The sequence below is a fragment of the Undibacterium sp. CCC3.4 genome, assembly GCF_034347425.1.
Classification (GTDB): domain Bacteria; phylum Pseudomonadota; class Gammaproteobacteria; order Burkholderiales; family Burkholderiaceae_D; genus Undibacterium.
In genome coordinates this window covers 3,030,940-3,055,178 of sequence record NZ_CP133779.1, presented here as the reverse complement: position 1 = coordinate 3,055,178, position 24,239 = coordinate 3,030,940, and the positions used below count along the sequence as shown (strand labels likewise).

Below are 24,239 nucleotides of genomic sequence, written 5' to 3'. Positions count from 1 at the left end.
GACTTCAAACCGGGCGCAAAGCGGTACGTGCTTGCGCCGCTTGCTGCCACCAATCATCGGCGACGATCATGGCGCGGCTGAGCTCGCGGGCTTGGCCGGCGGCACACTGAACCAAAGCCAACAAGAGCGTGGCCTGACTATGAGAAAAATGCTGTTCGACTTCTTGCAATAAAGCTGCCCACGTCGGCACATCGGCTTCTGCCAGCTGGGCCGGTGCCAACCAATCCAAGCGCTCCAGCAAGATGCCGCTCAATCCACCTGGGGCAGCGAGCGCACGTAATTGCGTCAGAGTCAAAATCTCGCCCCGACAATGATCGACCGCGATCCCTGCCAAGGTGTCAGGCGCTAGCGCCGGAGCATAGAACAACCAGCCGCGCACCAAAGCATGCGCCTCACTGATCTCGGCTGGCAACATGGCACGCGCCGTCGCTTGCTGCCCCAAGAGCAATTGCTGATGCAAAATCTTATGCATCTTACTGCCGAGGGTATCGGCCAGATTCGGTCCCACGTAATCGTACAAATCGGGAGCCAACTGAGCGCTTGGACAAAACAGATAAAACTTGGTCGCGAGTTCCCAATGCACCAAAGCGCCGTTTTGCCGCAAAACAAAATCAAATTCACCGAGTGTACGTGCCGCAGCGTCATGCACTTGCAAGCCGTGCGCGACCATTTCTCCGGTTTGCGTCAGAAAAAAAGCCAGTAATTGCTCGGCATACAAACCGAGACGCCGAGTAGGACGCTGGGCCAGCGCGGCATGTAAGGCTGCCGGTGCGGCGTCGAGTGCCGTCAGCATGCCGACCATCACCTCAGTGGGCGGCAGGCGTGGTGATAAGCCAGCACCGTGCCATACCGAGGCCCCGCTATCGAGCAAAGGGGCAGCGCATAACAACCAAGCCAAGGTGCGGACATGCCTATCTTGTAAATGCCCCCAGTTGCGATGAAACGCTGCCTGTGAAGTCGGCATCAGGGCACAGTTGCAGAAAAAGTTTGCTGCGCCAAGCACAAATCAGCCCAAGCCTTGCTCTTTTCTAAAGGTTTACGCAACAAGTAAGCCGGATGAAAAGTAACAATCAAGGGACGCTGGCGGTACTGGTGCACTTGGCCACGCAAGCTCACCAGCGTCGTATCGGCGGCCAAACCGAGTAAGCTCAGCGCCGCCGTCTTACCGAGCGCGACGATGACTTGAGGCTGCAGCAATTCGATCTGCCGCTCCAGATAAGGCAAACAAGCGGCGATTTCATCAGCATGAGGCGAGCGATCTTTACCCGCGGTATCGAGCGCACGACATTTCACCACATTCGTAATATAAGCCGTGCTCTGTCGATTCAAACCCAGTGCCAACAACATATTGTCGAGCAATTGCCCGGCCGGGCCAACGAAAGGTTCACCCTGCTGGTCTTCGTGCACACCGGGCCCCTCACCAACAAACAACCAGCGCGCCTGATGCTGGCCAGTGCCGAACACGGTGTGGCTACGACCGCCACATAAGGCACACGCCTGGCACTGTGCCACCGTGTCGCGCAAATGCGGCCAGTCCAGGCTGGCCATTGCTGGTGCTGGTGCTGGTGCGACTGCTGCAGGCGGCAACACGAGCTCGTGCGCAACCGGAGCAGCCACCGAACCGCCTGCCGGCATCGCTGCCGAACTCGGTGCAGTAACAGAGACAGATGGAGGAACAGATGCCGCCGCCAACACGGGCACAGGCGGCACCAGTGCGGCCTGACGTTCCACCCACAAAGGACCCAAGCCCATTGCATTCAACATTCTGGCACGCTGTGCCGTAGCGCTGCTGTTCATCGATAGATTCTCCGCATCACAATAGCATCTTCGCGGCCAGCTTCAGCCGCCGGATAATACGCTTTACGGCAGCCGATTTCGAGAAAACCATCGCTGCGATAAACCGCCAAGGCGCGCGCATTGCTGCGCCGTACTTCCAGCAACATCGAGGCAAAACCTTGCTCGATAGCATAGTCATGCAATAAATTTAACATTTCGCGCGCATAGCCTTGCTTTTGCTGTTGCCCCGCCACGGCAAAATTGAGCAAGTGCAGCTCTTCCAAGACCGGCATCACGAAGCAATAGGCGATCAGGCCGTGCTCGGCATCGCGCAAGCCAAAACCGGCATGGCCGCTCTGCAAAGAGTCGGTAAAATTTCCGCGCGTCCATGGATGAGGATAGAGCTGCACTTCCAAAGATAAAACGGTATCGATATCGGCATAACCAAGTTTCACAAAAGCAACGAAATCATGTGTAAGCATAGCGATCTCAGCCTTCCCGCGGCGCATTTTTTTGCGCCAGACGTTCGGCCGTGGTCAAGGCGATTTTATTGCGTAAATATAAGGGTTGCGCCAATTCCGCCGTCAGCGTCAAGCCCGCTTGGTACGCCGCCAAGCCGGCCAAAGCGGTTTGTCGCGCATGCGGCATCAGCGCCAAGTGTGTGCAGTCGGCATACGCCGCTGGCAAGAGTACGCCCTGCCCTAGCACCAGACAACAAGTCTGGGCCTGATCTATCACTAAGTCTTCGAGTTTCAGCAACGCCGGTGCCACCACTTCCTGCCAAACCCCCGCCAACCAGCGATAACGCGCGCAGTAGACTTCATTCATACGCGCATCGAGAATACAGACAAAATCGGTGCCGTCGTTTTGTTCACGCGCGGCCATGGCCATGACCAGCAAGCTGCCCACCGGCACCACCGGCAAGTCTGCACCAAAGGCCAAACCCTGCACAATCCCACAGGCAGTACGAATGCCGGTAAAAGCCCCGGGGCCACAGCCGAAGGCAATGGCATCACAATCGCTCAAGGCCAAGCCTGCTTGCGCGAGTAAATCTTGCAATGCGGGCAAGATACCTTGAGAGTGAGTTTCAACACCATTAAGTTCGCGCACCCAACTATGCGAACCGACCAGCAGCGCGGCCGAAGCCAGCGAGGTCGAGGTTTCTATTGCTAAAATTGCGGTTAACTTTTCCATGGGCGTATTTTACCGTGTCACTTCTCTCGAAGGCGGGAATTCTTGACGAGAGATCGGTTAAAATCAGCACATGACTGCCCTGACCCCGACTCACGACCGCGCCGCACTACAACTGCAATTGAATGAACGCGCATGCTTGGTCGCTTGCCTGTGCGCCGCTTGGTGCGATACCTGCACCAGCTATCGCCTCGCTTTCGACCAACTGGCGCTGCGCCATCCTGATAAATGCTTCGCTTGGGTCGATATCGAAGATTGCGCCGAACTCGTCGATGCACTCGACATCGACAATTTCCCCACGATTTTGATACAGCATGGCGACGAAGTCGCCTTTCTCGGCACCATGCTGCCAGACATCAACCAGTTGCACCGCTTGTTAAGCGCACTGAGCGCCGACGCTGCCAGTAGCAAAGCCAGCGCGCGCAATGCCCAAGCGCCGGCTGGCTGGAGCCTGCGGCGACTGCTGCAAAGCGATGCCAGCAGCGCCTCAGTGAATCTGCCCGCAGCGTAAGATGAAATGATAGTACTCGCGCTTGATCCATTCGGATGGAAATTGCCCAGTCACAAACAAATGGGTGAAGGTCTCTCGAAATGTCTGGCGCGCAACGTCGAGCCCGCTGGGGGTCGGCCAGCCAGCCTCGAGGCGCCCCATGGCAGAGATGAATGACTGTTCATGACCTTGCTTACACGCTTCCAATACTGAAGCAAACAAGTTGCGATCAAACTGCGCCTGATGCACCGCATAGCCACCGTCACGCAAGGTGCTCGCGCTGCCTAGGCGTTCCTTTAAAACCATCACCGTCGCTGAGGCTTTCCACGGCACGCAGACCAAACCCTTGGCTGTCGCAACGATTTTATCTGACAACTGTTCACAACGTAGCTGCTGCGCCGCACTGATCGGGCGCGGTGCCAATAAAGGGGATGGCAGTTGTGCGTGCATAAAACGCCGCAGATAGGAGGGATTCAGGCATTCGCCGTAGGCGATATCTTGGTACAGCGCCCCGATCGCCAATTGCCCCTCCACACTCTGTTCCGCAACAATGACAGTATGATCCAGCGTCGCGATCAAGTCGGGGATGCGCTGGCATAGTATCTGGTACAGGGCTTGGTCAGCGACCTTGACTTGTTCAATCTCGCCATCAATGTACTGGCGATTTTGCGTCGCAATCGACACAGCTTCGCCACCACCCAGCGGCATGAAGCTCTCTAACCACGCATCAAGTGGCACGGTCATTCTCCGTACAAAGTGATCAATCAACTCCTTGATCTCGCTGTCGGCATAATCGGCTCTGGCCTCCACATCATCGAAATGGAGCGCCGGCAGACGCTCCATGCGGTAAGGATTACGCTGCAGCAAGCGCAAATGAACCGGTAAGTATTCATGGAACTGAGCAGGAAAATGTGGCACATCCGTCAAGCTGCTACAACCGCGTAGATTCAGTCGCATCAAATTGGTCGGCACATTCTGCGGCAAACGCGTCAAGCTGATGCAATCGAGAATATGAATCAAATGCAATAATTCAGGCCAATGTGGCGGCAACACGCTTAGGCGCGAACAGTTGCCTATACGTAAGCCCAGCAAGCGGCTAGGTAGCAATTCGTACACACCCGTTAAAGCGCGGCATTGCGTGACGTCAAGCGAAAGCAAACCACTCGGCAATCGATCAATGCGTTGCAGCGCGTGGCAAAAAGAAATATTCAGGTTAGCCAAATTGGTCGGAAAATTTTCCGGTAACTGCGTCAAAGCCACGCAACCAGTCAGCGACAGCGACATCAAACTGTTTGGCAAATTTGCCGGCAGTTCGGTCAAAGACGGACAGTTGCAAAGCTCGAGCGAGGCCAAGCCGACCGGCAAGGATTCGCCCAAGGACATCAGCGACTCGCAACACATAATTTTCAAACGACACAAACCGTTAGGCCACCTGGGAGGTAAGCACTTCAAGTGTGGGCAATTATCAATACTGACTTCAGTGACCCTGTCCGGCAAAGGCGGCAGACTGCTCAAATTCCAGAAATGATGCAGTTCCAGAGTAGTGGCATTGTTACTATGGGCATTGAGCAAATATTGCTCTACCACCTCTCCATCTACCTCTTCAGCAGCGCGGTCGCGCCATGCACGCAGGATCTCCGGGTAACTATTTGGTATCTTGGGTGCCAGTGCTAGTGCGAGTGCTACTGTGGACGATCTGGCTGCAGAGGATGGCGACAGGTTTATCATGATTTTACTGACTCAAGTGCGAGGATAAAATCTCTACTCTAAGCAAGCCTGTAACAAGCGGAAATCAGTTTTCGCCCATTTTCAGTGTGCAAGCTGACACTAACTCTTCGAGTTTCATCAAAAATCTGACTAGGGTTTGAAACCCCGGCCTGAAGAGGCTGTCGCAAAAGGGTAGTGAGTCGGTATCATTACCCTAACTGGTGGCCACGTCATTCCTGCGCGCTTTTGGCAGGAACCCAGCGGCGTTCGTGGTTAACTGAAAATGCCAGAAATTGTGGCATTTTCAGTGTAAAAAACGACGCTGGGTTCCCGCCAAAAGCATGCGGGAATGACGAGGCTGCGGCATGCGGGAAAGACGCGGTATGCGGTGTTTCAGGTGTAAACAGCGTCCATCAGGCTTTTGCGACAGCGTCTTCAGGCCGGTGAGCGACGAAGGAGCGACCCGATGGAAACCCCTTCCAGAGGCTTTTCCATCGTCGCTTGCGACGATCCATTAAGTTGCTCAAATACTTGCAGCGTTTGTTAAGCGCACTGAGCGCCGGCGCTGCCAGTGGCAAAGCCAGCGCACCCAATGCCCAAGCACCGGCTGGCTGGAGCCTGCGGCGACTCAGTGAATCTGCCCGCAGCGTAAGATGAAATGGTAGTACTCGCGCTTGATCCATTCTGAAGAAAAGTAACCGGTCACAAACAAGCGCACGAACTCCTCTTGGAAGGTCAGACGCGCACCATCGAGTGGCCCCGGGGCCGGCCAACCGGCTTGAAAATCAGCCATAGCCGCAAGGAACATCTCCTCGTCACCCTGCTTGCACGCGCAAAGCACTTGACTGAACAATGCCCTGTCGATGCACGAGGAATGTACCGCATAGCCACCGTCAAACAGCACCATCTCCCCATCAGCACGCTCAATCGATACTTTAGCCCGCGCATTTGGGTGCCAGGGCACGTTTGGAATCTGTTGGGCCAGCTCGGTAATACTGGCCGACAAGCGGCGGCAGTAGCCTTCCTCTTCGACCAAGAGCGGCCGAGTTTCCATCAATGGCGATGGCTTTTTCGTACAGGTAATATACTCGAGCGCATCCGAACTGAGCTCATCGCCAATGACGATTTCGTCATACAAACGGGCGATGGCCACCTGCGCCTCGGCACTTTGTTCCGCCACCACCACCTGGTATTTCAAATTCACAATCACATTGGGCACCCGTTCCACCAACAGCATCACCAGCGCCGCATGGTGCATAGCGATGCGTTCGACCGTGTCATGTCCGAAGGGCGGATTCTGCGTCGCAATCGATACCGGCTCACCACCGTGCAAAGGTGTATAGCTATCGATCCACTCGCCGCGACGGTTCGCCGTGCGCAAGCTGAAATGATCGATCAGTTCGCAGATCTCGGTATGTCGATAAGCGGATCGAGCAGGGATATGATCGAAGCATGCCGCCGGCAAGATCCGCTCGCCCTCATCGAGCGTATCTTGGATTAAATGGATAGGCAGTCGCACCTCTAAACCTAGATGGTAACGCGGTACGAAAGCCAGCGAAATACACGCAATCAGGTCAAGATGAGCCAAACTTTCCGGCAGCCTGGCAGGCAGACGAGTGAGGGCACCGCAAGCAACCAGCGACAGCGTCAACAAGCGCGGTGTTGACAGCCGCGGCAGCGCGACCAGCGCGGAACAATTCCGTATCGTCAGACGACGTAAGAACGCCAAATTCAATTCACACAGTGCCGTCAAGGCCGGGCAATCAGTGATTTCCAAGCCGCGCAAAGCGCTTGGCAAGGGCCCAGGCAAGTGCGTAAAGCTGGCGCAATTATTGATCGATAATTCTCTCAGGCTATCCGGCAAACTGGCAGGTAAATTCGACCAAGCTGCACAGCGTGTCAGTTTAAATTCACGCAATTCCGCAGGCCATTGCTCACTCAGCGCATGCAGCTTGGGACAGTCGCTGATCACGACCGATCGTAAGGCCGGCGATGGCGCGGCGCGCACAGATTCGAGCGCCAAACAGTGAGAAATCGTCAGACACCTCAAGGCTAGGGGCCAGTCGGTCTCGAGCGCCGTCAGGGCGTTGCAATCTTTAATATACAACTCCTTCAAACCGGCTGGCCAGCGCGCGCTTGACGCAGATATGCCAGCGCCAGGCATACTCAATAAGCTCGGGCAATTGCGAACCATCAGTCGCACTACGCAGTCAGGTAAGGGTGGCAGACTGCTCAAGCCATCCAAATCACACAGTGTCAGCAAAGGCGTGCGATTAGCATGCACCTCAAGCAAGTGTGCCGCTACCATCGCCCGCTCCTCGTGCGCCGGGCTAACGCCAACCCAGGCATCGATCATCTGCCGGTAATCCTGCACAGCGGATGCAGCAACTGAGTTGGCACGTAGCGGTGTCATTGACATGCCAGCAGTTGAACTGGGAATACAGCTGAAACGAGGTAAAATCGGAGGCATGTGCAGTCGAAGTCAAAGTGATTGATCACCGTCAGATGTTAGCGAGGCACTGTCACGAGAAATACCAGTTTTCGCTCATTACATTCAACTGCTGCGTGCATGCACTTACCCTCGATGCACCGTCATTTCCGCAGGCCGCAACGACATTTGTATTCAGTGCATCTGCCCACAGCGCAACACAAAATGGTAGTACTCGCGTTTAATCCATTCCGAGGCGAATTGCCCGGTCACGAACAGATGTATGAAGTTTTCGCGAAACGTCAGGCGTGCTTCGTCGAGTAAACTGGGGGTCGGCCAACCAGCCTCAAAGTATGCCATCACCTCGATGAATTCCGACTCATCATCCTGCTTGCAGCAGGCCAATACCCCCGCGAACAAGGCGCGATCAATACTGGACTGGTGCACGGCATAGCCACCATCAAGCAAAATATGTGCACTCGACTGACGTTCTGCCAATACCATGATCGTGCCAGAATCGTCCCATGGCACGCAAACCAACTCCTTGGCTGCCATAATGATCTTGTTTGATAACTGCTGACAACACAATTGCTGCTCAGCGCTGATAGGGCGCAGCGCCAATAAAGGGGATGGCAATTGTGCGCGCAGAAAACGCTGCAAATAGGAGGGGTCAAGGATAGCGCCGTAAGCAATATCTTGATACAAGGCCTCGATTGCCAAGCGCCCCGCCTCACTCTGCTCGGCAATAATGACGGTTTGCTGCGGCGCTGCGATCAAATCAGGCACGCGCACCATCAACTCCAGCTGCAGCGCTTCGTCAGTCAAGTTCACTTGCTCAATCTCGCCCTCCACATACAGGCGATTTTGTGTAGTAATCGATACCGCGGCAGCGCCATCGAGCGGCGTGAAGCTGTCTAACCAGGCATTTTGAGGGCTGACTGTACGCAGTACGAAGTGCTCGACCAACTCCTTGACTTCGCTGTCCTCATAATCGGCCCTGGCCTCGACATCGTCGAAATGCAGTGGCGACAGCGCCTCAAGAGAGTGAGGATTGCGCATGGGCTCGCGCAAATGCAAAGGCAAGTACGGCTGAAAACGGATGGGGTAAATCGGCGCACTCGTTATCGCAGTGCTACCGCGCAGATCGAGACGAATTAAGCGCGACGGTACCGTCATCGGTATGCGCGTGAGCGTGACACAATTGGAAAGCGTCAGTATCTGCAACGACGCCGGCAATTCTTCCGGGATATCGTTTAACGAAGGACATAAATCGATACGAAAGCTCATCAATTCATCGGGCAAGTGGCCGCGCACCGCCGTCAATCTATCGCACCGACAGATATCAAACGAGACCAAAGAGCGCGGAATGTACTCTATACTCCGAAGCGCATGACAACCGAAAATATGCACATGAATTATGCGATCCGGCAAATTGGCCGGCAATTGCTCAAGCGCCGCGCAACTGACCAGCGACAGCGCCATCAATTCAGCCGGTAAATTCGCCGGCAAAGCGGAGATAGATGGACATTCAGTCAAGCCCAGCGTGTTCAAGCAACTGGGAAGATTCTCACCCAAGGAGCACAAGGATGCACATTGAAAAAAATTCAGACTGCGCAAACTGGCAGGCAACACGGCCGGCAAGCTGCGCAAGGCCGGGCAATTGTAAATTCTGATTTCGTGCAAGCCGCCCGGCAAGGCTGGCAAACTACTCAGCGTACCGAAGTGGCGCAGCACCAGCGTGGTGGCGTTGTCACGGTAAGCGCTGAGCAAACGTCGCGCTACCTCTACCCTATCCTCCCCCGGCGGCGCACTGTCGCGCCATACGCGTACGATCTCCGGATAACTGGCTGGCACAGTGGGTGCTGACGCGACTGCTCGCAATCCAGCAACAGAGGATGAAAAGACATTTATCATGGGGGCGATCAATTGCTCACAGGCTGGAGTGAAAATGCCACTCTAACCAAGCCCATCCCAAGCAGAAATCAATTTTCGCCCATTTTTCGCGCGTGCCAAATAGAAAAAAGGGATCAGATTTTCATCTGATCCCTTATATCTGGTGCGGCTGGCAGGAATCGAACCCACGACCCCTTGGTTCGTAGCCAAGTACTCTATCCAGCTGAGCTACAGCCGCGAAGAACAAAATTATAGCAAAGCTCAAGGGAAAATTATAGCCCCCTGGGCAAATTATTTTTCTTTACCAACAAGTAACAGCGAAGAAACAGCGCTCAACGCCGCCCACGATACAAGCCGCCATAACAGACCAAGCCACTGCGCCCCTGAAAACGGCCACTATACAGCGCCCCGCACACCACCGCACCGGTACGGCTTTCGGCATAGCCGGCATAGCGACCGCCAGCGCAAATCTGACCGCTGCGGCTTTCGGCATAGCCGGCGAAATCAGGCGAACAACCGATACTGCCATCGGGCCGCTCAGAATAACCACGATAGCCGTTCGCAGTCGGGTAATTCGAATAACTCGGATAGTCGGTCGACAGGGGATATGGCGGATACGGATTAGCGTGATAGCCGCGGCGCTGAGCACAAGCGGTAAGCACGGTGAGCACGGTGAGCACCATGCACAAACGGAGACAGCGGCGGGAAAAATTCGACATACAGAAAAACTGCCCTTCATGATCATCAGAAGACCTGAAGTCTGCAATCGATCCGCACGAATGACAAGACGGAAATTTCTGAAATCACCGTAGGATTTTTCTGAAGCGGCGGCAGAATAGAAAAAAGGGATCAGACTTGCGTCTGATCCCTGAAATCTGGTGCGGCTGGCAGGAATCGAACCCACGACCCCTTGGTTCGTAGCCAAGTACTCTATCCAGCTGAGCTACAGCCGCGAAAAACAAGATTATAGCACAGGCTTTTTGATTATATAAGCCCCCGACCGAGTTTTTACTGACAAACTTAAATTTCCACTTGCGAACCGACTTCGATGACGCGGTTGGTTGGGATGCGGTAGTAATCAGCGGCATCGCGTGCATTGCGCGACATCAGCACAAACAGCCATTCACGCCACAAGGCCATGCCACTGCCCGGCTTGGAAACAATGGTTTGTCGGGCGATGAAATACGAGGTTTCCATCGGTTCGAACAACAAACCGAATTTTTCGCACAAAGCCAGCGCTTTGGGAATATCCGGCTCATTCTTGAAGCCGTAATTGACATCGATCTGGTAACAATCATGACCGAAGTCGGTGACATGCACTCTATCTTCCGGTGCCACCCAAGGAATTTCCTTGTTATGCAAAGTCAGAAACACCACACGCTCATGCAAAATCTTGTTATGCGACAGATTATGCAGCAAGGCGTGCGGCACACCATCGGCTTCGCCGCGCAAGAAAATCGCCGTACCAGGGACGCGGTGAGGTGGTGAGACAAACAAAGATTCCAAAAAGTCACTGAGTGGTATCGCATGCTTTTTCAAGTTATCGAATACCAACTCACGACCACGCTTCCAGGTTGTCATGATCACAAACATGATCGATCCGAGCACCAGCGGGAACCAGCCACCATGGACAATTTTGAGCGCGTTGGCAGCAAACAGCGAAAAATCGATGAAAGCAAAAAAGCCGGTAGCCATCAAACACAGCGCCAAATTAAGCTTCCAGCGGTGACGAATGACGAAAAAAGTCAGCAAAGAAGTCACCAGCATGGTGCCCGTAACGGCAATACCATAGGCCGACGCCAGATTAGAGGAAGAAGCGAAACCGACCACCGCCGCCACCACCACCAGCAATTGCAGCCAATTCACCACGGGAATGTAGATCTGCCCGATCTCTTTCGCCGAGGTATGAATGATCTGCATGCGCGGCAAAATACCCAAAGCAATGGCTTGCTTGGTCATGGAGAAGGTACCGGAAATCGTCGCCTGCGAAGCAATCACCGTCGCCACGGCCGACAAAATCACCAAGGGGTAAACACTCCAAGGCCCGAGTTGCTGATAAAACGGGTTACTGACCGCAGAAGGCGTGACGATCAGCAGAGCACCCTGACCGAGATAATTGAGCGCCAAGGCTGGAAACACGACCGAAAACCAGGCAATCCGTATCGGTTGACTGCCGAAATGCCCCATATCCGCATACAGCGCTTCAGCACCGGTGAACGCCAACACCACGGCACCGAGCGCTAAAAACGCTACCCAACCGTGCGAGAGCAGAAAATCAAAGGCATGCACCGGGTTGAGGGCGCCGATAATGCTCGGCATTTTAGCGATGTTATACACGCCCATCACCGCCAAGAGTGCGAACCAGATCACCATGATAGGACCGAACCAGCGACCGATACCGGCCGTACCCTTGAACTGCACGGCATACAAGGCAGCAATCACCAGCACGGTAATCGGCACCACATACGGTTTGAAGGCCGGCGTCGCCACTTCCAAACCTTCAATCGCAGATAACACCGACACCGCCGGGGTGATCACACCATCACCGTAAAACAAGGCGGCACCGAGCAAACCGAGCACCAACAAAACAAAATATAACTTCGACGATTTACCGACCGATTCCAGCGCCAGCGCCGTCAGCGCCATAATGCCGCCCTCGCCGCGATTATCGGCGCGTAAAATCAGTGTGACGTATTTGAGTGCAACGATGATAATCAAACCCCAACAAATCAGGGAGATCACACCGAAGACATTGAATTCATTGAGCTCCAGACCGTGTTCGGGAGAGAACACTTCCTTCATCGTATAGAGCGGACTGGTACCGATATCGCCGTAAACGATACCAATGGCGGCGAGTGACAAAGCAGCAAGACTGCTTTTCGCATGATTCTGATGATTTTCCAATTGCATACCCTATTGTTTTTGGTGCACTGCACATTAGGCGATTAAGCGGCGAAATTCAATAGAGCGGCATAAAAAAAAGTTTATTGCATATTAAAGCAACACTTAGTAACACTCGGCCTTGCTGGTCTGCGTTTGTGTTAAGAAAGTGCAGACAAGCAAGGCCGAGGCGTAGCTCACAAACAGAACGGCTCAGCCATCGGCATTGATTTTGTGGATTAAGGCAGCCAAAACTTCCGTGGCGCTTTCGTTGGCCACTTGGCAAGTTCCGGCATTTTCATGCCCACCGCCGCCATATTCGAGCATCAAGGGGCCAACCGAGGTCTTCGATGTACGATTGAGTATCGATTTCCCAGTTGCAAAAACGGTGTTTTGATTTTTCAAACCGGACAAGACGTGAATCGAAATGTTTGTCTGTGGAAACAATGCATAAATCAAGAACCGGTTGCCGGCAAAAATACTGGCTTCCTGACGCAAATCGAGCACCACCAGATTGCCATGCACACTGGCACAGCGCAAAATTTGCTCTTGGCATTTGGCGTTGTGCTCGCTGTACAGGTCGACCCGCTCTTTGACATCGGGATTCTGCATGATCTCAGCAATATTCTGAGTCTTGCACAGCGCAATCAATTCCATCATCAAAGCATAGTTGGAAATACGGAAGTCGCGGAAACGACCGAGTCCGGTACGGGCATCCATGAGGAAGTTCAGCAAATCCCATTCTTTCGGCCGCAACACCTCTGCTTGATTGAACTGTGCCGAATCGCCCTTGTCGACGGCCGCCATCATATCGTCCCACGCCTCTGGAAACGCCGCATGCGCGCCGTAATGTTCATACACCACCCGTGCCGCCGATGGTGCTGCCGGATTGATTACATGATTATCGCGCGCACCGCTATGACGCAGGGTTTCTGACAAGTGATGGTCAAAGGCCAAGTGTATACCCTCGACATACGGCAAATTGGTACTGATATCGTCGCTACTGACGGCGATTTTCCCATCTTGCATGTCTTTCGGATGCACGAACAAAATATCATCGATCAAATCGAGATGCTGTAACAGCACGGCACAAACCAAGCCGTCAAAATCGCTGCGTGTGATGAGTCGGAATTTCTTCGTTTCTACGGACATGACATCCCTTTCGGTAAGCAGCTTGTTCAAAAAAAATAGGCAGCTCAGACTGTAGTTCCTTTTAGCAAGACTGTCTATATCCACTCAGTCTGCGCTCAGTCCAATAACACGCGCGGCACGCTGTTTTCATCAGCCTGACAGAATGCTTCCAACACCGACAGCAATTGTTCAATCTGATCGGTACCGAAACTCTGTTCAATATACGCGTATTGCTGCTCGATCAGCGGCGCAATCTCTGCCATCAGCGCATCCCCCTGAGGCGCGAGCGTGATCACCAGGCGCCGCTGATCACCACTGAAGCTGCCACGACAGATCAAGGCACTCTCTTCCATGCGTTTCAACACGCCAGCCATACTGGGACTGGAAATCTGGCACAACTCGCATAATTCGCGCGATTCCAAACGACCATGTTCATCGAGTACACGCAGAATGCGCCATTGTTGATCGGTCAAACCGAACTTCGCCAAAATAGGCCGAAAATGCGCCATCAACTGGGCGCGCGCCTTGAGAAATAATTGCGGCAAATTGCGCTTGGCAATTTTGGGATGCATCGCGACTCCGAAAAAATAATAAAACCATGATTGTAGCGTTTGACTTGCTCACATATTAGTGTTTTAATTCACTCACATATTAGCAAATTAGCGAGCCCTGCTTGAATTGTTTTGAAGACTGGACTGACCGGTGATAGTCAGAGACCGCCCCTCGGGCTGGCGTTTATTTCTACTCTTGCGCGGCTCGGTGTTACCCCGCATCCTGCCCGCCTTGATCATCAACATCCTCATCGCCACCCTGGTGACGATCTCGCATGGCGATCTGTTCAAACTCAAGATCACCTTAACGACGATACCGTTTACCCTGATCGGTTTGCCGCTCTCGATTTTTCTCGGCTTTCGCAATAACGCTGCTTATGATCGCTACTGGGAAGGCCGCAAGCTATGGGGCGAACTGCTGCTCAAGAGCCGTAATCTGGCACGTCAATGCCACAGCCTGATCGATTATGCCCATCCAGCCTTGGCCCAGAATGGTTTCGGCGATCTACGTGTGCGCATGATCTTGCGTACCATCGCGTTCTGTCATGCCTTGCGCGACCTGTTGCGCCAACAAGAGAGCAAGCCGGAAATGCAGCGTTGGCTCAGCAGCAGCGAATACCGACAACTGCTCGCGAGTGTGAATAAAACCGATATGCTGATGCTGAATATGGGGCAAGACCTGCGTACGGCCATGCAAGAACAGCGCATCGACCCGTGTTTGGCGGCCAATATCGACAATACCCTGTCTGCGCTGACCGGTGCCGCCGCCGCCTGCGAACGCATCCGCAATACCCCGATTCCCTTCTCGTACACGCTGCTACTCCATCGCACTGCGTATATCTATTGTTTCTTGCTGCCATTCGGTTTGGTCGACACCATCGGTTTCATGACACCGTTCGTGGTCGCCATCGTCGCCTACACATTTTTCGGGCTCGATGCACTAGGCGATGAAATTGAAGAGCCATTCGGCACCGATTCGAATGACTTGCCGCTCGATGCAATTTGCCGCGCAATCGAAATCGATCTGCGTCTGGCACTGGGCGAAACCGACTTGCCGGCACCAGCCCTGCCAGTCAATTACTGCCTGACTTAAAACAATACCGAAAAAAAAATCAAAAACCCGCTGCGCCATCCATGTTACGAGACGAAGGAAATAAAAATGCATGAAGTACAAGAACAAAGAATCCGCCTGCCACAACTGCGCGAGCGTATTTGCAGCGCCACCGCAGCCGCCGCCTGGATAGAAGACGGCATGACCATAGGCATGAGCGGCTTCACCCGCGCCGGCGACGCCAAAGTGGTGCCGCTGGCCTTGGCCGAACGGGCGCGTAAAGAATCCTTGAAAATCACCCTGATGACCGGCGCTTCGCTAGGCAGCGATGTCGACCGCACCCTGGCCGAAGCCGGTGCGATCACCCGGCGCATGCCCTTCCAAGCCGACCCTACCCTGCGGGCGGCGATCAACCGTGGCGAAGTGATGTATGTCGACCAGCACTTATCCGAAACCGTCGAACAACTGCGCACGCGTCAGATTAATGCGATCGACATCGCCATCATCGAAGCCATCGCCATCACCGAAACCGGGGCCATCATCCCCACCACGTCCGTCGGTAACAGCGCCAGCTTTGCCATTCTGGCCGAACAAGTAATCATCGAAATCAATCTGAGCCAGTCACTCGAACTCGAAGGTTTGCACGACATCTTCATTCCGCAATTGCGACCGGAACGACAACCGGTGCCTATCATGCACGTCAATGATCGCATCGGCACCACGGCGATTCATATTCCGCCGGAAAAAATCATCGGCATCGTATTTACCAAAAAAGCCGACAGTGCCTCAACCATTTTGCCAGCCGATGAAGACACGGCAAAAATCGCCGCCCATCTGGTCGAATTTTTCCAGCACGAAGTACGCGACGGTCGCCTCAGCAAACAATTGATGCCTATCCAGGCCGGCATCGGCACCATCGCCAACGCCGTCATGATGGGTTTCATCGACAGTCCATTCGAACATCTGACGATGTATTCAGAAGTCTTGCAAGATTCCACCTTTGATTTATTCGATGCCGGCAAACTCGATTTCGCCTCCGGCTCCTCGATCACCCTGTCAGAACAAAAAGCGCGCACGGTGTTTGCCGACATAGGCAAATACAAAGAGCGCTTGATCTTGCGACCGCAAGAAATCAGTAACCATCCGGAAGTCATCCGCCGGCTCGGCATCATCGCCATCAATACCGCGCTGGAAGCCGACATCTACGGCAATGTCAATTCCACCCATGTGCTGGGCACCCATATGATGAACGGCATCGGCGGCTCCGGCGATTTCGCGCGCAATGCTTACCTCTCGGTGTTCGCCACCAAATCGGTCGCCAAAGATGGCCGAATTTCCAGCATCGTTCCCATGGTCAGCCATGTCGACCATACCGAGCATGATGTCGATATTCTGGTCACCGAAGTCGGATTGGCAGATCTACGCGGTTTGGCACCACGTGAACGGGCACGCGAAATCATCGAGCATTGCGTGGCCGAACCGTATAAGCAAATGCTGCTTGATTATGTCGCGGCGGCGACGCTGCGCGGCGGTCAAACCCCACATGTACTGGAACAAGCCTTCGACTGGCATGTGCGCTATCGCGACAGCGGCAGCATGCAACTTCCCCAGTTCGAACTCAAAGCGGTGGCTTGACATCCGATAAACGCGCGCTTTGCTACGCCCCTGGCCGATTCGATTTAGAATACGGCTCCGGACATGCCTTGCATGACCGCTCTCAGGAGTTTCATGCAACCGACCACCCCACCCGCCCGCTTGCCGGCACTGGCAATTCCCGTGTTATCGCTGGCCGCACTCGGCAGCGGCATTTCGCTACGCGTGATGGACCCGCTGCTACCCTTGTTGGTGCGCGAGTTCGGTATCACGCTCGGTACGGCGGCGCAGGCGATCACGGTGTTTGCGATTGCTTATGGCGTGTCGCAATTGTTTTTCGGCCCGCTCGGTGACCGCTTCGGCAAATATTTAGTCATCGCCGGCGCCGCCTTAGCGTGCGCGCTGAGTTCGGCGCTGTGTCTGCTGGCCGACGAATTTCACGGCTTGCTGCTGGCACGTGCTATCGCCGGCATCACGGCGGCGGCGATTATTCCGCTATCGATGGCATGGATCGGTGATGTCACCCCGTATGAGCGGCGCCAACCGGTATTGGCACGGTTTCTGATCGGGCAAATTTTCGGTTTGGCGATCGGCGTGCTGGGTGGTGGTATCGCCGCCGATGCCGGCCACTGGCGCTGGCCATTCCTCTTCATGGCGCTGCTGTTCGCCGTAGTCGGCTGCGGTCTGCTACTGCTCAATGCCAGACTGCCGCCAGCGGCGCGGCAACGACGCAGCGTCAGCGGTTCAGCCACGGCCCATATGTGGCGCGAATTTCGCGCCATCGCCATGCTGCCTTGGGCACGCTTGGTATTGGCGACGGTATTTTTGGAGGGCGCGTTTCTATACGGTCCGTTTGCCTTCATCGCCAGCCACTTGCATCATACGTTTGCGATTTCACTGACGCTGGCCGGCAGCCTGATCATGCTCTATGGCTTAGGCGGCTTTGTGTTTGCCATGAATTCGCGCCGCTTACTCGCACGCTTGGGCGAAACCGGCCTGACCCGTTGGGGTAGCTTGATTTTAGCCGCATCGATTGCACTGATAGGCTTGGCACCGGCCTGGTGGTGGGCGATTCCAGCCTGCTTTTGCGCCGGTCTGGGCTTTTACATGCTGCATAACACCTTGCAAATCCATGCCACCCAAATGTCGCCGGAACGCCGCGGTGCCGCTGTATCGGCGTTTTCGGCTTGCTTTTTTCTCGGTCAATCACTCGGTGTGGCCTTGGCCGGCCGCTTGATCGGACCAGTCGGCAGCGCCGCCGTGCTGCTGTGCGGTGCCGCCGGCATCGTCGTACTAGGTGGGCATTTTTCCCTGCGCATCAAACAACGCGACCAAGCCTGAACTGCGCACACGCGCGCCGTCAGCGCAGCAGGCTTTTCATTTTCTGCAAAAACAGCGGATCGACATTCCCGAGTTCGCTGCTGCGCGCCACCATTCGCCCCTGACGGTCGAGCAGAATCAACACGCTGCTGTGATTAAATTCACCACTCTCCAACTGGCGATATTGAATATTGAGTACCGCCGCCAATTCACGCACACTATCGGTACGCGCCAGTGTCCAACGTGTCGCCGGCAAGGCCTTGCTCGCAGCAATCGATGCCAGCGTCGCCGTATCATCGCGCGCCGGGTCGAGTGTCACCAACAACACCGACAATTTTTCTCGTTCGCGCCCAGTCAGACTACGCTCAAGCAGGCGCACCGTATCGATCAACATAGGACAAACAAATTCGCAGGAGTTGTAAAACATGCTGAGCACCGTCACATGCCCAGCAAACTGGGTCAGCGCCAAGCTCTGCCCATGTTGTTCGCTCAATTGCAGCGGTAATTGATAAATCGAGTCACCGGGAAAAACCGGATCGGCCGCCTGCCCCATGGCACTGCTCAACAGCAGCATGGCTGCGAGCAGTGCTTGTTTAATTCTTGGTTTCATATATTTCCTTCACATCCTTGGACTTGATATCGCGCGCACAACGGAAGCCCAGATGATCGGTAGTACTGGCACCGCCCAGCGCAGAAAGAAAAGCCACCCGCATCAAAATCGCGTAATCTTGCTTGTTTTGCAAACTGATCGCCCCGGCACCGCAAAACTGCAAACGATCCGGGTCGCCCTGGGTACGACTGTCTGCACTGATCAGCAAGGCATTGAAGTCGCCTACCCATTCCCAGATTTGCCCATGTATCCCGCTGACGCCATACACATTCGGTACTGGCGTGGCAGCTATCGCAGCGCTGCTGTACCAATCGAGTATCACGGCACGCCAGGCCGGATCAGCCCGCGCATCGCGCCGAGTAGCATCGGCCGCCGCCACCAATTCCCATTCCGACCAAGTCGGCAAGCGCGCCTGCTCGCTGCGACAATAAGCCTGCGCGGCATGCCAACTGACATTGGTAACCGGTGCCTCCAACTCAAGCGCACTGCCGACCTCCTCATCCGCGCGCCATTGGTGCAGATAGCTGTGATCGGCCAGCAGCAAGGGCACCCGACTGCGCTGCCACGCGGGATGCGCATCGGTGAAGGCTAAAAACTCCCGCAAAGTCACCGCTTGGCGCCGCAAGGAAAACGCCGCCACCGTGACTTCCCCTTGCGGACTGGCCGCCGACAAGACACTGCGCAGCGCCGCGCCCGGCACACTCACATACTGCTCGGCCGCCCCGCTTTGCCCACAGCACAGCAGCAGCGCCAGACTGCCGAGCCAGCGCCGCGCCGCGCTCAATGCGCCGCCGCTTTCGGCACCACAGCGGTGGCGCGCACGGTTTTCACTGCGGCCGCGCTGATTCGTCCACCTTGGTTATCCCAAGTATTGAGTACATAGGTCAAGATATTGGCGACTTCATCATCATTCAATTGGTTCATGGCCGGCATCACGGAATCGAATTCCTTACCATTGACGCTGACTTTCCCATTCAAGCCGTGCAACAGTATGCCGATCGCACGGGTCGGATCCGCATTGAGATAATCGGACTTGGCCAAGGGTGGAAACACACCGGCCAAACCGGCACCATTACTTTGATGACAAACCGAACAAGTCCCGGCAAACAACTGTGCCCCAGCATTCACCTGATCCTGCAAACTCAGCGTGCCGCGTTCCACTGCTTGCTGGGCCGTCGCCACAGCGGCCAAGTTGGCTTGGGCACGATCACCGAGATAAACGGCGTCAAGTTCTTTGCCTGAGTAAATATCTTTCTTGGCCGGTCCATCGACCTTCATGATCGCCAACGCTCCCTTATTGAAGGCACGGAAAATCGAATGATCAACCAAGACATAACTGCCCGGCACCTTAGTCTGATATTCGACCACCGCCGCGCCGCCGGCCGGTATCAAAGTAGTTTGCACATTTTTTTGGAAATTGCTGCCGCCTTCGAAGCGCACCTTATCAAAAATCGCACCGATCACATGGAAGCTCGATACCAAGTTTGGGCCGCCATTACCGACGAATAAACGGATTTTCTCATCGGTTTTCGCCGCCAAGGCTTTATCACCAGTCAGTGCGCCCTCTGCCCCATTGAACAACACATAGGTCGGCTTTTCATCGATCGCTTTTTCCATATCAAACGGCTGCAAACCTTTTTCACGATATTTTCCGGTCGTATAAAAATCACCCTGCATCACATAATATTCATGATCAACGGCCGGCAAACCCTGCGGCGGCTCGACCAAAATCAAACCATACATACCATTAGCGATATGCATGCCAACCGGCGCAGTGGCGCAGTGATACACATACACCCCTTCGTTGAGCGCCTTGAACGTGAATTGCGATTCATGGCCAGGCGCAGTAAAACTCGACGCCGCCCCGCCACCGGGACCGGTGACGCCATGCAGATCGATATTGTGTGGCATCTTGCTGGACGGATTATTCTTCAAATGAAATTCCACCGTATCACCCTGACGCACGCGGATAAAACTACCGGGCACGGTACCGCCGAAAGTCCAAAACATGTATTTCACGCCTTCGGAAATTGCCATCTCTTTTTCTACCACCTCAAGTTCCACGATCACTTTCGCCGGATAGTTGCGATGTATCGGTGGCGGTACATTTGGCGGACTGGTCAACACTGCATGAATCGGCACGCCACGCGGCGGACCGAAGTCACCGGCAATACGTGCCGTACCGGATGCTTGGGCGAGTGCGCCCATGCACAGACCGAATAAACCAAGCGCGATGGCTTTGGGAATAAAGCGTTTCATAAAGACCTCGTCAGTAAAAGAAAAAGATAAGCGCACACAAATTGCTGCTCACCTTACTGACTCGTAGCGGAAATTTCCTTGACCTGCGATAAGAATTGGCGATGCGCTTACCGCACCGCGCGCGCAGCACTGTCACTCACTGCGCCAACAAAAACTGAGCCAGATCAAGAATTCCAAACAATCAGACAGCATTCAATTTACAGCCCTCAATACATGCACATAAAATACATCTTCATTGATGCAGCCACTGATAAAGACTGCGATCAGTTCATCTTCAATTACCCTGAAAGGAATCTCGCCATGCATGCCACGCGCAAACTATGGACCTGGCTCGCAGTTGTCTGCGTGCTGTCTTTTGCCGTACTGGGCTGGGTCGGAACAGAAATTTACCTGACCGCGCCGCCCATTCCTAAACAAGTTGTCAGCGCCGACGGTAGCGTGCTGTTTTCCGAAGGTCAAATACAACGCGGACAAGAAGCCTGGCTCTCCGCTGGCGGCCAACAACTCGGCACGGTCTGGGGCCATGGCAGTTATGTCGCCCCAGATTGGTCGGCCGACTGGTTACACCGTGAAGCGCTGGCATTACTCGACATCTGGTCGCAGCGCGAAGCCGGCTTGTCGTTCGAAAGTCTGCCGCTTGAACGTCAAGCCGTTCTCAAAGCGCGCCTGAAGCTAGCCATGCGCAGCAACACCTATGCCGCCGATAGCGACAGCATCACGCTCTCACTCGATCGCGCCACCGCGGTACGCCAAGTGGCCCAGCATTACATCGGCTTATTCGGCAACGACCCCAAGCTCGACACCTTGCGCGAACAATATGCGATGAACCGTGCTTCACTGCCCGATCCACTCGATCTGCAAGCCTTGCCAGCCTTTTTTTATTGGTCTGCCTGGGCCACCGCCACCGATCGTCCCGGCGCTACCGACCTCAGCTACACCAGCAACTGGCCGCATGAACCCTTGATCGACAATACCCCGACCACCGGCGCCGGCATGTGGTCAATCGCCAGCGTGATCCTGATGATCGCCGCCATTACCGGCATGATTTTCTATCACTCTCTGAATAAAGAAGCGGGCGATCCGACGCCACCGAAAAACGATCCGCTGTTCGAGCTGAAACCGACAGCATCGATGTTGGCGACGAAAAAATATTTCTACGTCGTCATCGGCCTGATCTTGGCACAAATCGGCATGGGCGTGATCAGTGCCCACTATGCCGTCGAAGGCCACAGCTTCTTCGGTTTCCCCTTGGCTGACTTTTTACCCTTCGTCGTCAGTCGCACCATCCATACCCAGTTTGCGGTATTGTGGATCGCTACCGCTTGGTTGGCCACCGGTCTGTACATCGCCCCGGCGATTTCCGGTCGTGAACCGAAATATCAAAAGCTCGGCGTCGATCTGCTGTTTTACGCCCTGCTGTTCATCGTGGTCGGTTCAACTGCCTTCGGTTGGTATGGCAGCATCGAGCATCCGGGAAACGACTTCAGTTTCTGGATCGGCAATCAAGGCTTGGAATTCACCAGCATGGGCCGGATTTGGCAAATTCTCTTATTCGTCGGCTTATTATTCTGGGTGTTACTACTCGGTCGCGGCTTATGGCCGGCATTGAAAAACCCGTCTGAGAGCCGCGGCTTGATCGCCATGGTATTTCTGTCAGCCTGCTGCATAGGCGGCTTTTATGCTACCTCGCTGACTTGGGGCCAGCATACCCACTATTCAATGATCGAATACTGGCGCTGGTGGTTGGTACATTTGTGGGTAGAAGGCTTCTTTGAAGTATTTGCCACCGCCGTCATCGCCTTGTTATTCACGCGTTTAGGTTTGATTCGCGCCGCCACCGCCAATAGTGCCATTGTGTTGGAAACCATCGTGTTTCTGTTTGGCGGCATACTCGGCACCTTGCATCACCTGTACTTCACCGGCACCCCAACCTTCGTGATCGCCATCGGTGCCATGTTCTCGGCCTTGGAAGTGGTACCGCTGGCCTTGATCGGACTGGAAGCGCATCGTAATTATCAGCGTTCGAAAGCGGCACCCTGGGTGCAGAATTACAAATGGTCAATACTGTGTTTCATCGCCGTCGGCTTTTGGAACATGGTCGGTGCCGGCCTGCTCGGCTTCTCCATCAATACCCCGATCGCTCTGTATTACATGCAAGGTTTGAACATGACCCCAGCCCACGGCCATGCCGCACTGTTCGGTGTCTACGGCATGCTCGGCATAGGCTTGCTGCTGTTCTGTTTGCGCGGCATGTCAAATCGTGCAGCTTGGTCGGATCGTCTGCTGCAAGCGATGTTCTGGTTACTTAATATCGGTTTGGCGATGATGGTCTTCATCTCGCTGGTCCCGGCTGGCATCTATCAAGCTGCAGCCAGCATCAGTCAGGGTATGTGGTATGCCCGCTCGCCGGCAGTGGTGCACTCACACTTCATGGAAACCTTAGTGTGGATGCGGGTACCGGGCGATGTCATATTCGCCCTCGGCAGCCTGTGTCTGGCTTGGTTTGCACTGCGTTTATTGTTTAAAAAATCTGTCTGAATTTGATGCGGCAACATGGTTGAGCGCCAGGCGCTCAACCTGCTCCTAACTTTAAGGAAAAATACCATGGCCCACGATTGTTCCACTCCGCTGATCGCCACCGGCGTTTACGCATTTGATGCACGCGGCGTCGCTAAACGATTTCGTCATGCCGCCATTTTCGGCGCCTTGGCGGCACTCGAAAGCGGCGAAACCATGCGCTTTTGTAATGACCATAATCCCTTGCCATTGCTGACGCAAATAGAGCACCATTTCGGTTCGGCCATCACGATTCGCTATGTCTCGTCGGAACCGGGTGCCGTCATCATTGATTTTCACGTCAACGAATCCTGAGCTAATGGGGCTGTCGCAAAAGGTTTACGACAGCCGCAAAAGAGTGGGGGAATGACGAGCTAAAATAGCGCTACAGAATTTCAACCCGGAGTCAGTTTCAGATGAACTATCTGTCGATCAAACACTTGCATATCAGCTTAGTCATACTCAGTGGAACACTTTTTTTACTGCGGTATTTTTTGCGCGAACATCCAGCGCGCTTACTGCAAAGCAGACTCTGGCGCAGCCTGCCGCATGTGATCGACACACTGTTACTGCTGTGCGGACTCACGCTACTATCCATACCAGGCTACGCGGCACTGGCCACGCCGTGGTTGCAAGCCAAGCTGTTGGCCTTGTTGTTGTATATAATTTTCGGCAGTATCGCGATGAAACGCGGAAAAACGGCCAGCACCAGAAGACTGGCCGCGCTGGCGGCCGTCGCCTGTTTTTTGTATATCGTCGCCGTCGCCATCAGCAAGCGCGCCATCCCCTTCCAGTGAGCGGCA

General features: G+C 54.6%; 21 protein-coding genes and 2 tRNA genes. 7 read left to right on the top strand and 16 right to left on the bottom strand.

The window, feature by feature from the left end:
• Positions 1–4: 4 nt before the first annotated feature.
• The 4 genes from RHM61_RS13595 to tsaB are packed head-to-tail and all read right to left on the bottom strand — an operon-like array spanning position 5 to position 2,970.
• A complete protein-coding gene (locus RHM61_RS13595) occupies positions 5–964 on the bottom strand; it encodes a DUF1853 family protein (protein WP_322247842.1) in 960 nt (319 codons plus the stop codon).
• On the bottom strand, positions 964–1,797 hold the full coding sequence (locus RHM61_RS13590; protein ID WP_322247841.1) for a uracil-DNA glycosylase: 834 nt from the start codon (positions 1,795–1,797) through the stop codon (positions 964–966). Before RHM61_RS13590 ends, RHM61_RS13595 begins: the two co-directional genes overlap by 1 nt.
• On the bottom strand, positions 1,794–2,258 hold the full coding sequence (gene rimI, locus RHM61_RS13585; protein WP_322247840.1) for a ribosomal protein S18-alanine N-acetyltransferase: 465 nt from the start codon (positions 2,256–2,258) through the stop codon (positions 1,794–1,796). The genes RHM61_RS13590 and rimI overlap by 4 nt, the downstream gene beginning before the upstream one ends.
• A 7-nt stretch (positions 2,259–2,265) precedes the next feature.
• The gene (gene tsaB / locus RHM61_RS13580; protein ID WP_322247839.1) at positions 2,266–2,970 is read right to left on the bottom strand and encodes a tRNA (adenosine(37)-N6)-threonylcarbamoyltransferase complex dimerization subunit type 1 TsaB; all 705 of its coding nucleotides are present in this window, start codon (positions 2,968–2,970) and stop codon (positions 2,266–2,268) included.
• Between the two features lie 70 nt (positions 2,971–3,040).
• Between tsaB and RHM61_RS13575 the strand changes: the two genes are divergently transcribed.
• Positions 3,041–3,478 (top strand): thioredoxin family protein, encoded by a 438-nt coding sequence (locus RHM61_RS13575; RefSeq protein WP_322247838.1) that lies wholly within the window; start codon positions 3,041–3,043, stop codon positions 3,476–3,478.
• On the opposite strand, the gene RHM61_RS13570 is transcribed toward RHM61_RS13575, so the two are convergent.
• The 9 genes from RHM61_RS13570 to hpaR all read right to left on the bottom strand — a co-directional run bounded on the left by RHM61_RS13570 (position 3,455) and on the right by hpaR (position 14,068).
• Positions 3,455–5,185 (bottom strand): hypothetical protein, encoded by a 1,731-nt coding sequence (locus RHM61_RS13570; RefSeq protein ID WP_322247837.1) that lies wholly within the window; start codon positions 5,183–5,185, stop codon positions 3,455–3,457. The genes RHM61_RS13575 and RHM61_RS13570 overlap by 24 nt on opposite strands.
• Before the next feature lie 607 nt (positions 5,186–5,792).
• A complete protein-coding gene (locus RHM61_RS13565; protein WP_322247836.1) occupies positions 5,793–7,577 on the bottom strand; it encodes a hypothetical protein in 1,785 nt (594 codons plus the stop codon).
• Positions 7,578–7,787: 210 nt separating this feature from the next.
• Positions 7,788–9,446, bottom strand: coding sequence for a hypothetical protein (locus RHM61_RS13560; protein WP_322247835.1), 1,659 nt, complete (start codon positions 9,444–9,446; stop codon positions 7,788–7,790).
• A gap of 200 nt (positions 9,447–9,646) precedes the next feature.
• Positions 9,647–9,723, bottom strand: a tRNA-Arg gene (locus RHM61_RS13555).
• A gap of 94 nt (positions 9,724–9,817) precedes the next feature.
• Complete coding sequence (locus RHM61_RS13550; RefSeq protein ID WP_322247834.1) at positions 9,818–10,204, bottom strand: hypothetical protein; 387 nt, start codon at positions 10,202–10,204, stop codon at positions 9,818–9,820.
• A 157-nt stretch (positions 10,205–10,361) separates the two neighbouring features.
• Positions 10,362–10,438 (bottom strand) — tRNA-Arg (locus RHM61_RS13545).
• A 67-nt stretch (positions 10,439–10,505) separates the two neighbouring features.
• Positions 10,506–12,395 carry a potassium transporter Kup gene (locus RHM61_RS13540; RefSeq protein WP_322247833.1) on the bottom strand — a complete coding sequence of 630 codons (1,890 nt, stop codon included), beginning with the start codon at positions 12,393–12,395 and terminating at the stop codon, positions 10,506–10,508.
• Between the two features lie 183 nt (positions 12,396–12,578).
• On the bottom strand, positions 12,579–13,517 hold the full coding sequence (locus tag RHM61_RS13535) for an exopolyphosphatase (RefSeq protein WP_322247832.1): 939 nt from the start codon (positions 13,515–13,517) through the stop codon (positions 12,579–12,581).
• A 95-nt stretch (positions 13,518–13,612) separates the two neighbouring features.
• Positions 13,613–14,068, bottom strand: coding sequence for a homoprotocatechuate degradation operon regulator HpaR (gene hpaR / locus RHM61_RS13530; RefSeq protein ID WP_322247831.1), 456 nt, complete (start codon positions 14,066–14,068; stop codon positions 13,613–13,615).
• A gap of 130 nt (positions 14,069–14,198) precedes the next feature.
• Between hpaR and RHM61_RS13525 the strand changes: the two genes are divergently transcribed.
• The 3 genes from RHM61_RS13525 to RHM61_RS13515 all read left to right on the top strand — a co-directional run bounded on the left by RHM61_RS13525 (position 14,199) and on the right by RHM61_RS13515 (position 18,032).
• Positions 14,199–15,140 (top strand): bestrophin family protein, encoded by a 942-nt coding sequence (locus RHM61_RS13525; protein WP_322247830.1) that lies wholly within the window; start codon positions 14,199–14,201, stop codon positions 15,138–15,140.
• Between the two features lie 66 nt (positions 15,141–15,206).
• Positions 15,207–16,733 carry an acetyl-CoA hydrolase/transferase family protein gene (locus RHM61_RS13520; protein ID WP_322247829.1) on the top strand — a complete coding sequence of 509 codons (1,527 nt, stop codon included), beginning with the start codon at positions 15,207–15,209 and terminating at the stop codon, positions 16,731–16,733.
• Positions 16,734–16,826: 93 nt separating this feature from the next.
• Complete coding sequence (locus RHM61_RS13515) at positions 16,827–18,032, top strand: MFS transporter (protein ID WP_322247828.1); 1,206 nt, start codon at positions 16,827–16,829, stop codon at positions 18,030–18,032.
• Positions 18,033–18,051: 19 nt separating this feature from the next.
• Here RHM61_RS13515 and RHM61_RS13510 read toward each other — a convergent pair whose 3' ends face one another.
• The 3 genes from RHM61_RS13510 to nirK are packed head-to-tail and all read right to left on the bottom strand — an operon-like array spanning position 18,052 to position 20,880.
• Positions 18,052–18,621, bottom strand: a complete 570-nt coding sequence (locus tag RHM61_RS13510) for an SCO family protein (protein ID WP_322247827.1) — start codon at positions 18,619–18,621, stop codon at positions 18,052–18,054.
• Complete coding sequence (locus tag RHM61_RS13505; protein ID WP_322247826.1) at positions 18,605–19,405, bottom strand: formylglycine-generating enzyme family protein; 801 nt, start codon at positions 19,403–19,405, stop codon at positions 18,605–18,607. The genes RHM61_RS13510 and RHM61_RS13505 overlap by 17 nt, the downstream gene beginning before the upstream one ends.
• The gene (gene nirK / locus RHM61_RS13500) at positions 19,402–20,880 is read right to left on the bottom strand and encodes a copper-containing nitrite reductase (RefSeq protein ID WP_416200180.1); all 1,479 of its coding nucleotides are present in this window, start codon (positions 20,878–20,880) and stop codon (positions 19,402–19,404) included. Before nirK ends, RHM61_RS13505 begins: the two co-directional genes overlap by 4 nt.
• A 300-nt stretch (positions 20,881–21,180) precedes the next feature.
• Between nirK and RHM61_RS13495 the strand changes: the two genes are divergently transcribed.
• The 3 genes from RHM61_RS13495 to RHM61_RS13485 all read left to right on the top strand — a co-directional run bounded on the left by RHM61_RS13495 (position 21,181) and on the right by RHM61_RS13485 (position 24,233).
• Positions 21,181–23,418: a nitric-oxide reductase large subunit gene (locus RHM61_RS13495; protein ID WP_322247825.1), complete on the top strand. Its 2,238-nt coding sequence runs from the start codon at positions 21,181–21,183 to the stop codon at positions 23,416–23,418.
• A 66-nt stretch (positions 23,419–23,484) separates the two neighbouring features.
• A complete protein-coding gene (locus RHM61_RS13490) occupies positions 23,485–23,751 on the top strand; it encodes a DUF2249 domain-containing protein (protein ID WP_322247824.1) in 267 nt (88 codons plus the stop codon).
• A gap of 101 nt (positions 23,752–23,852) precedes the next feature.
• Positions 23,853–24,233 (top strand): SirB2 family protein, encoded by a 381-nt coding sequence (locus RHM61_RS13485; RefSeq protein WP_322247823.1) that lies wholly within the window; start codon positions 23,853–23,855, stop codon positions 24,231–24,233.
• Positions 24,234–24,239 lie beyond the last annotated feature (6 nt).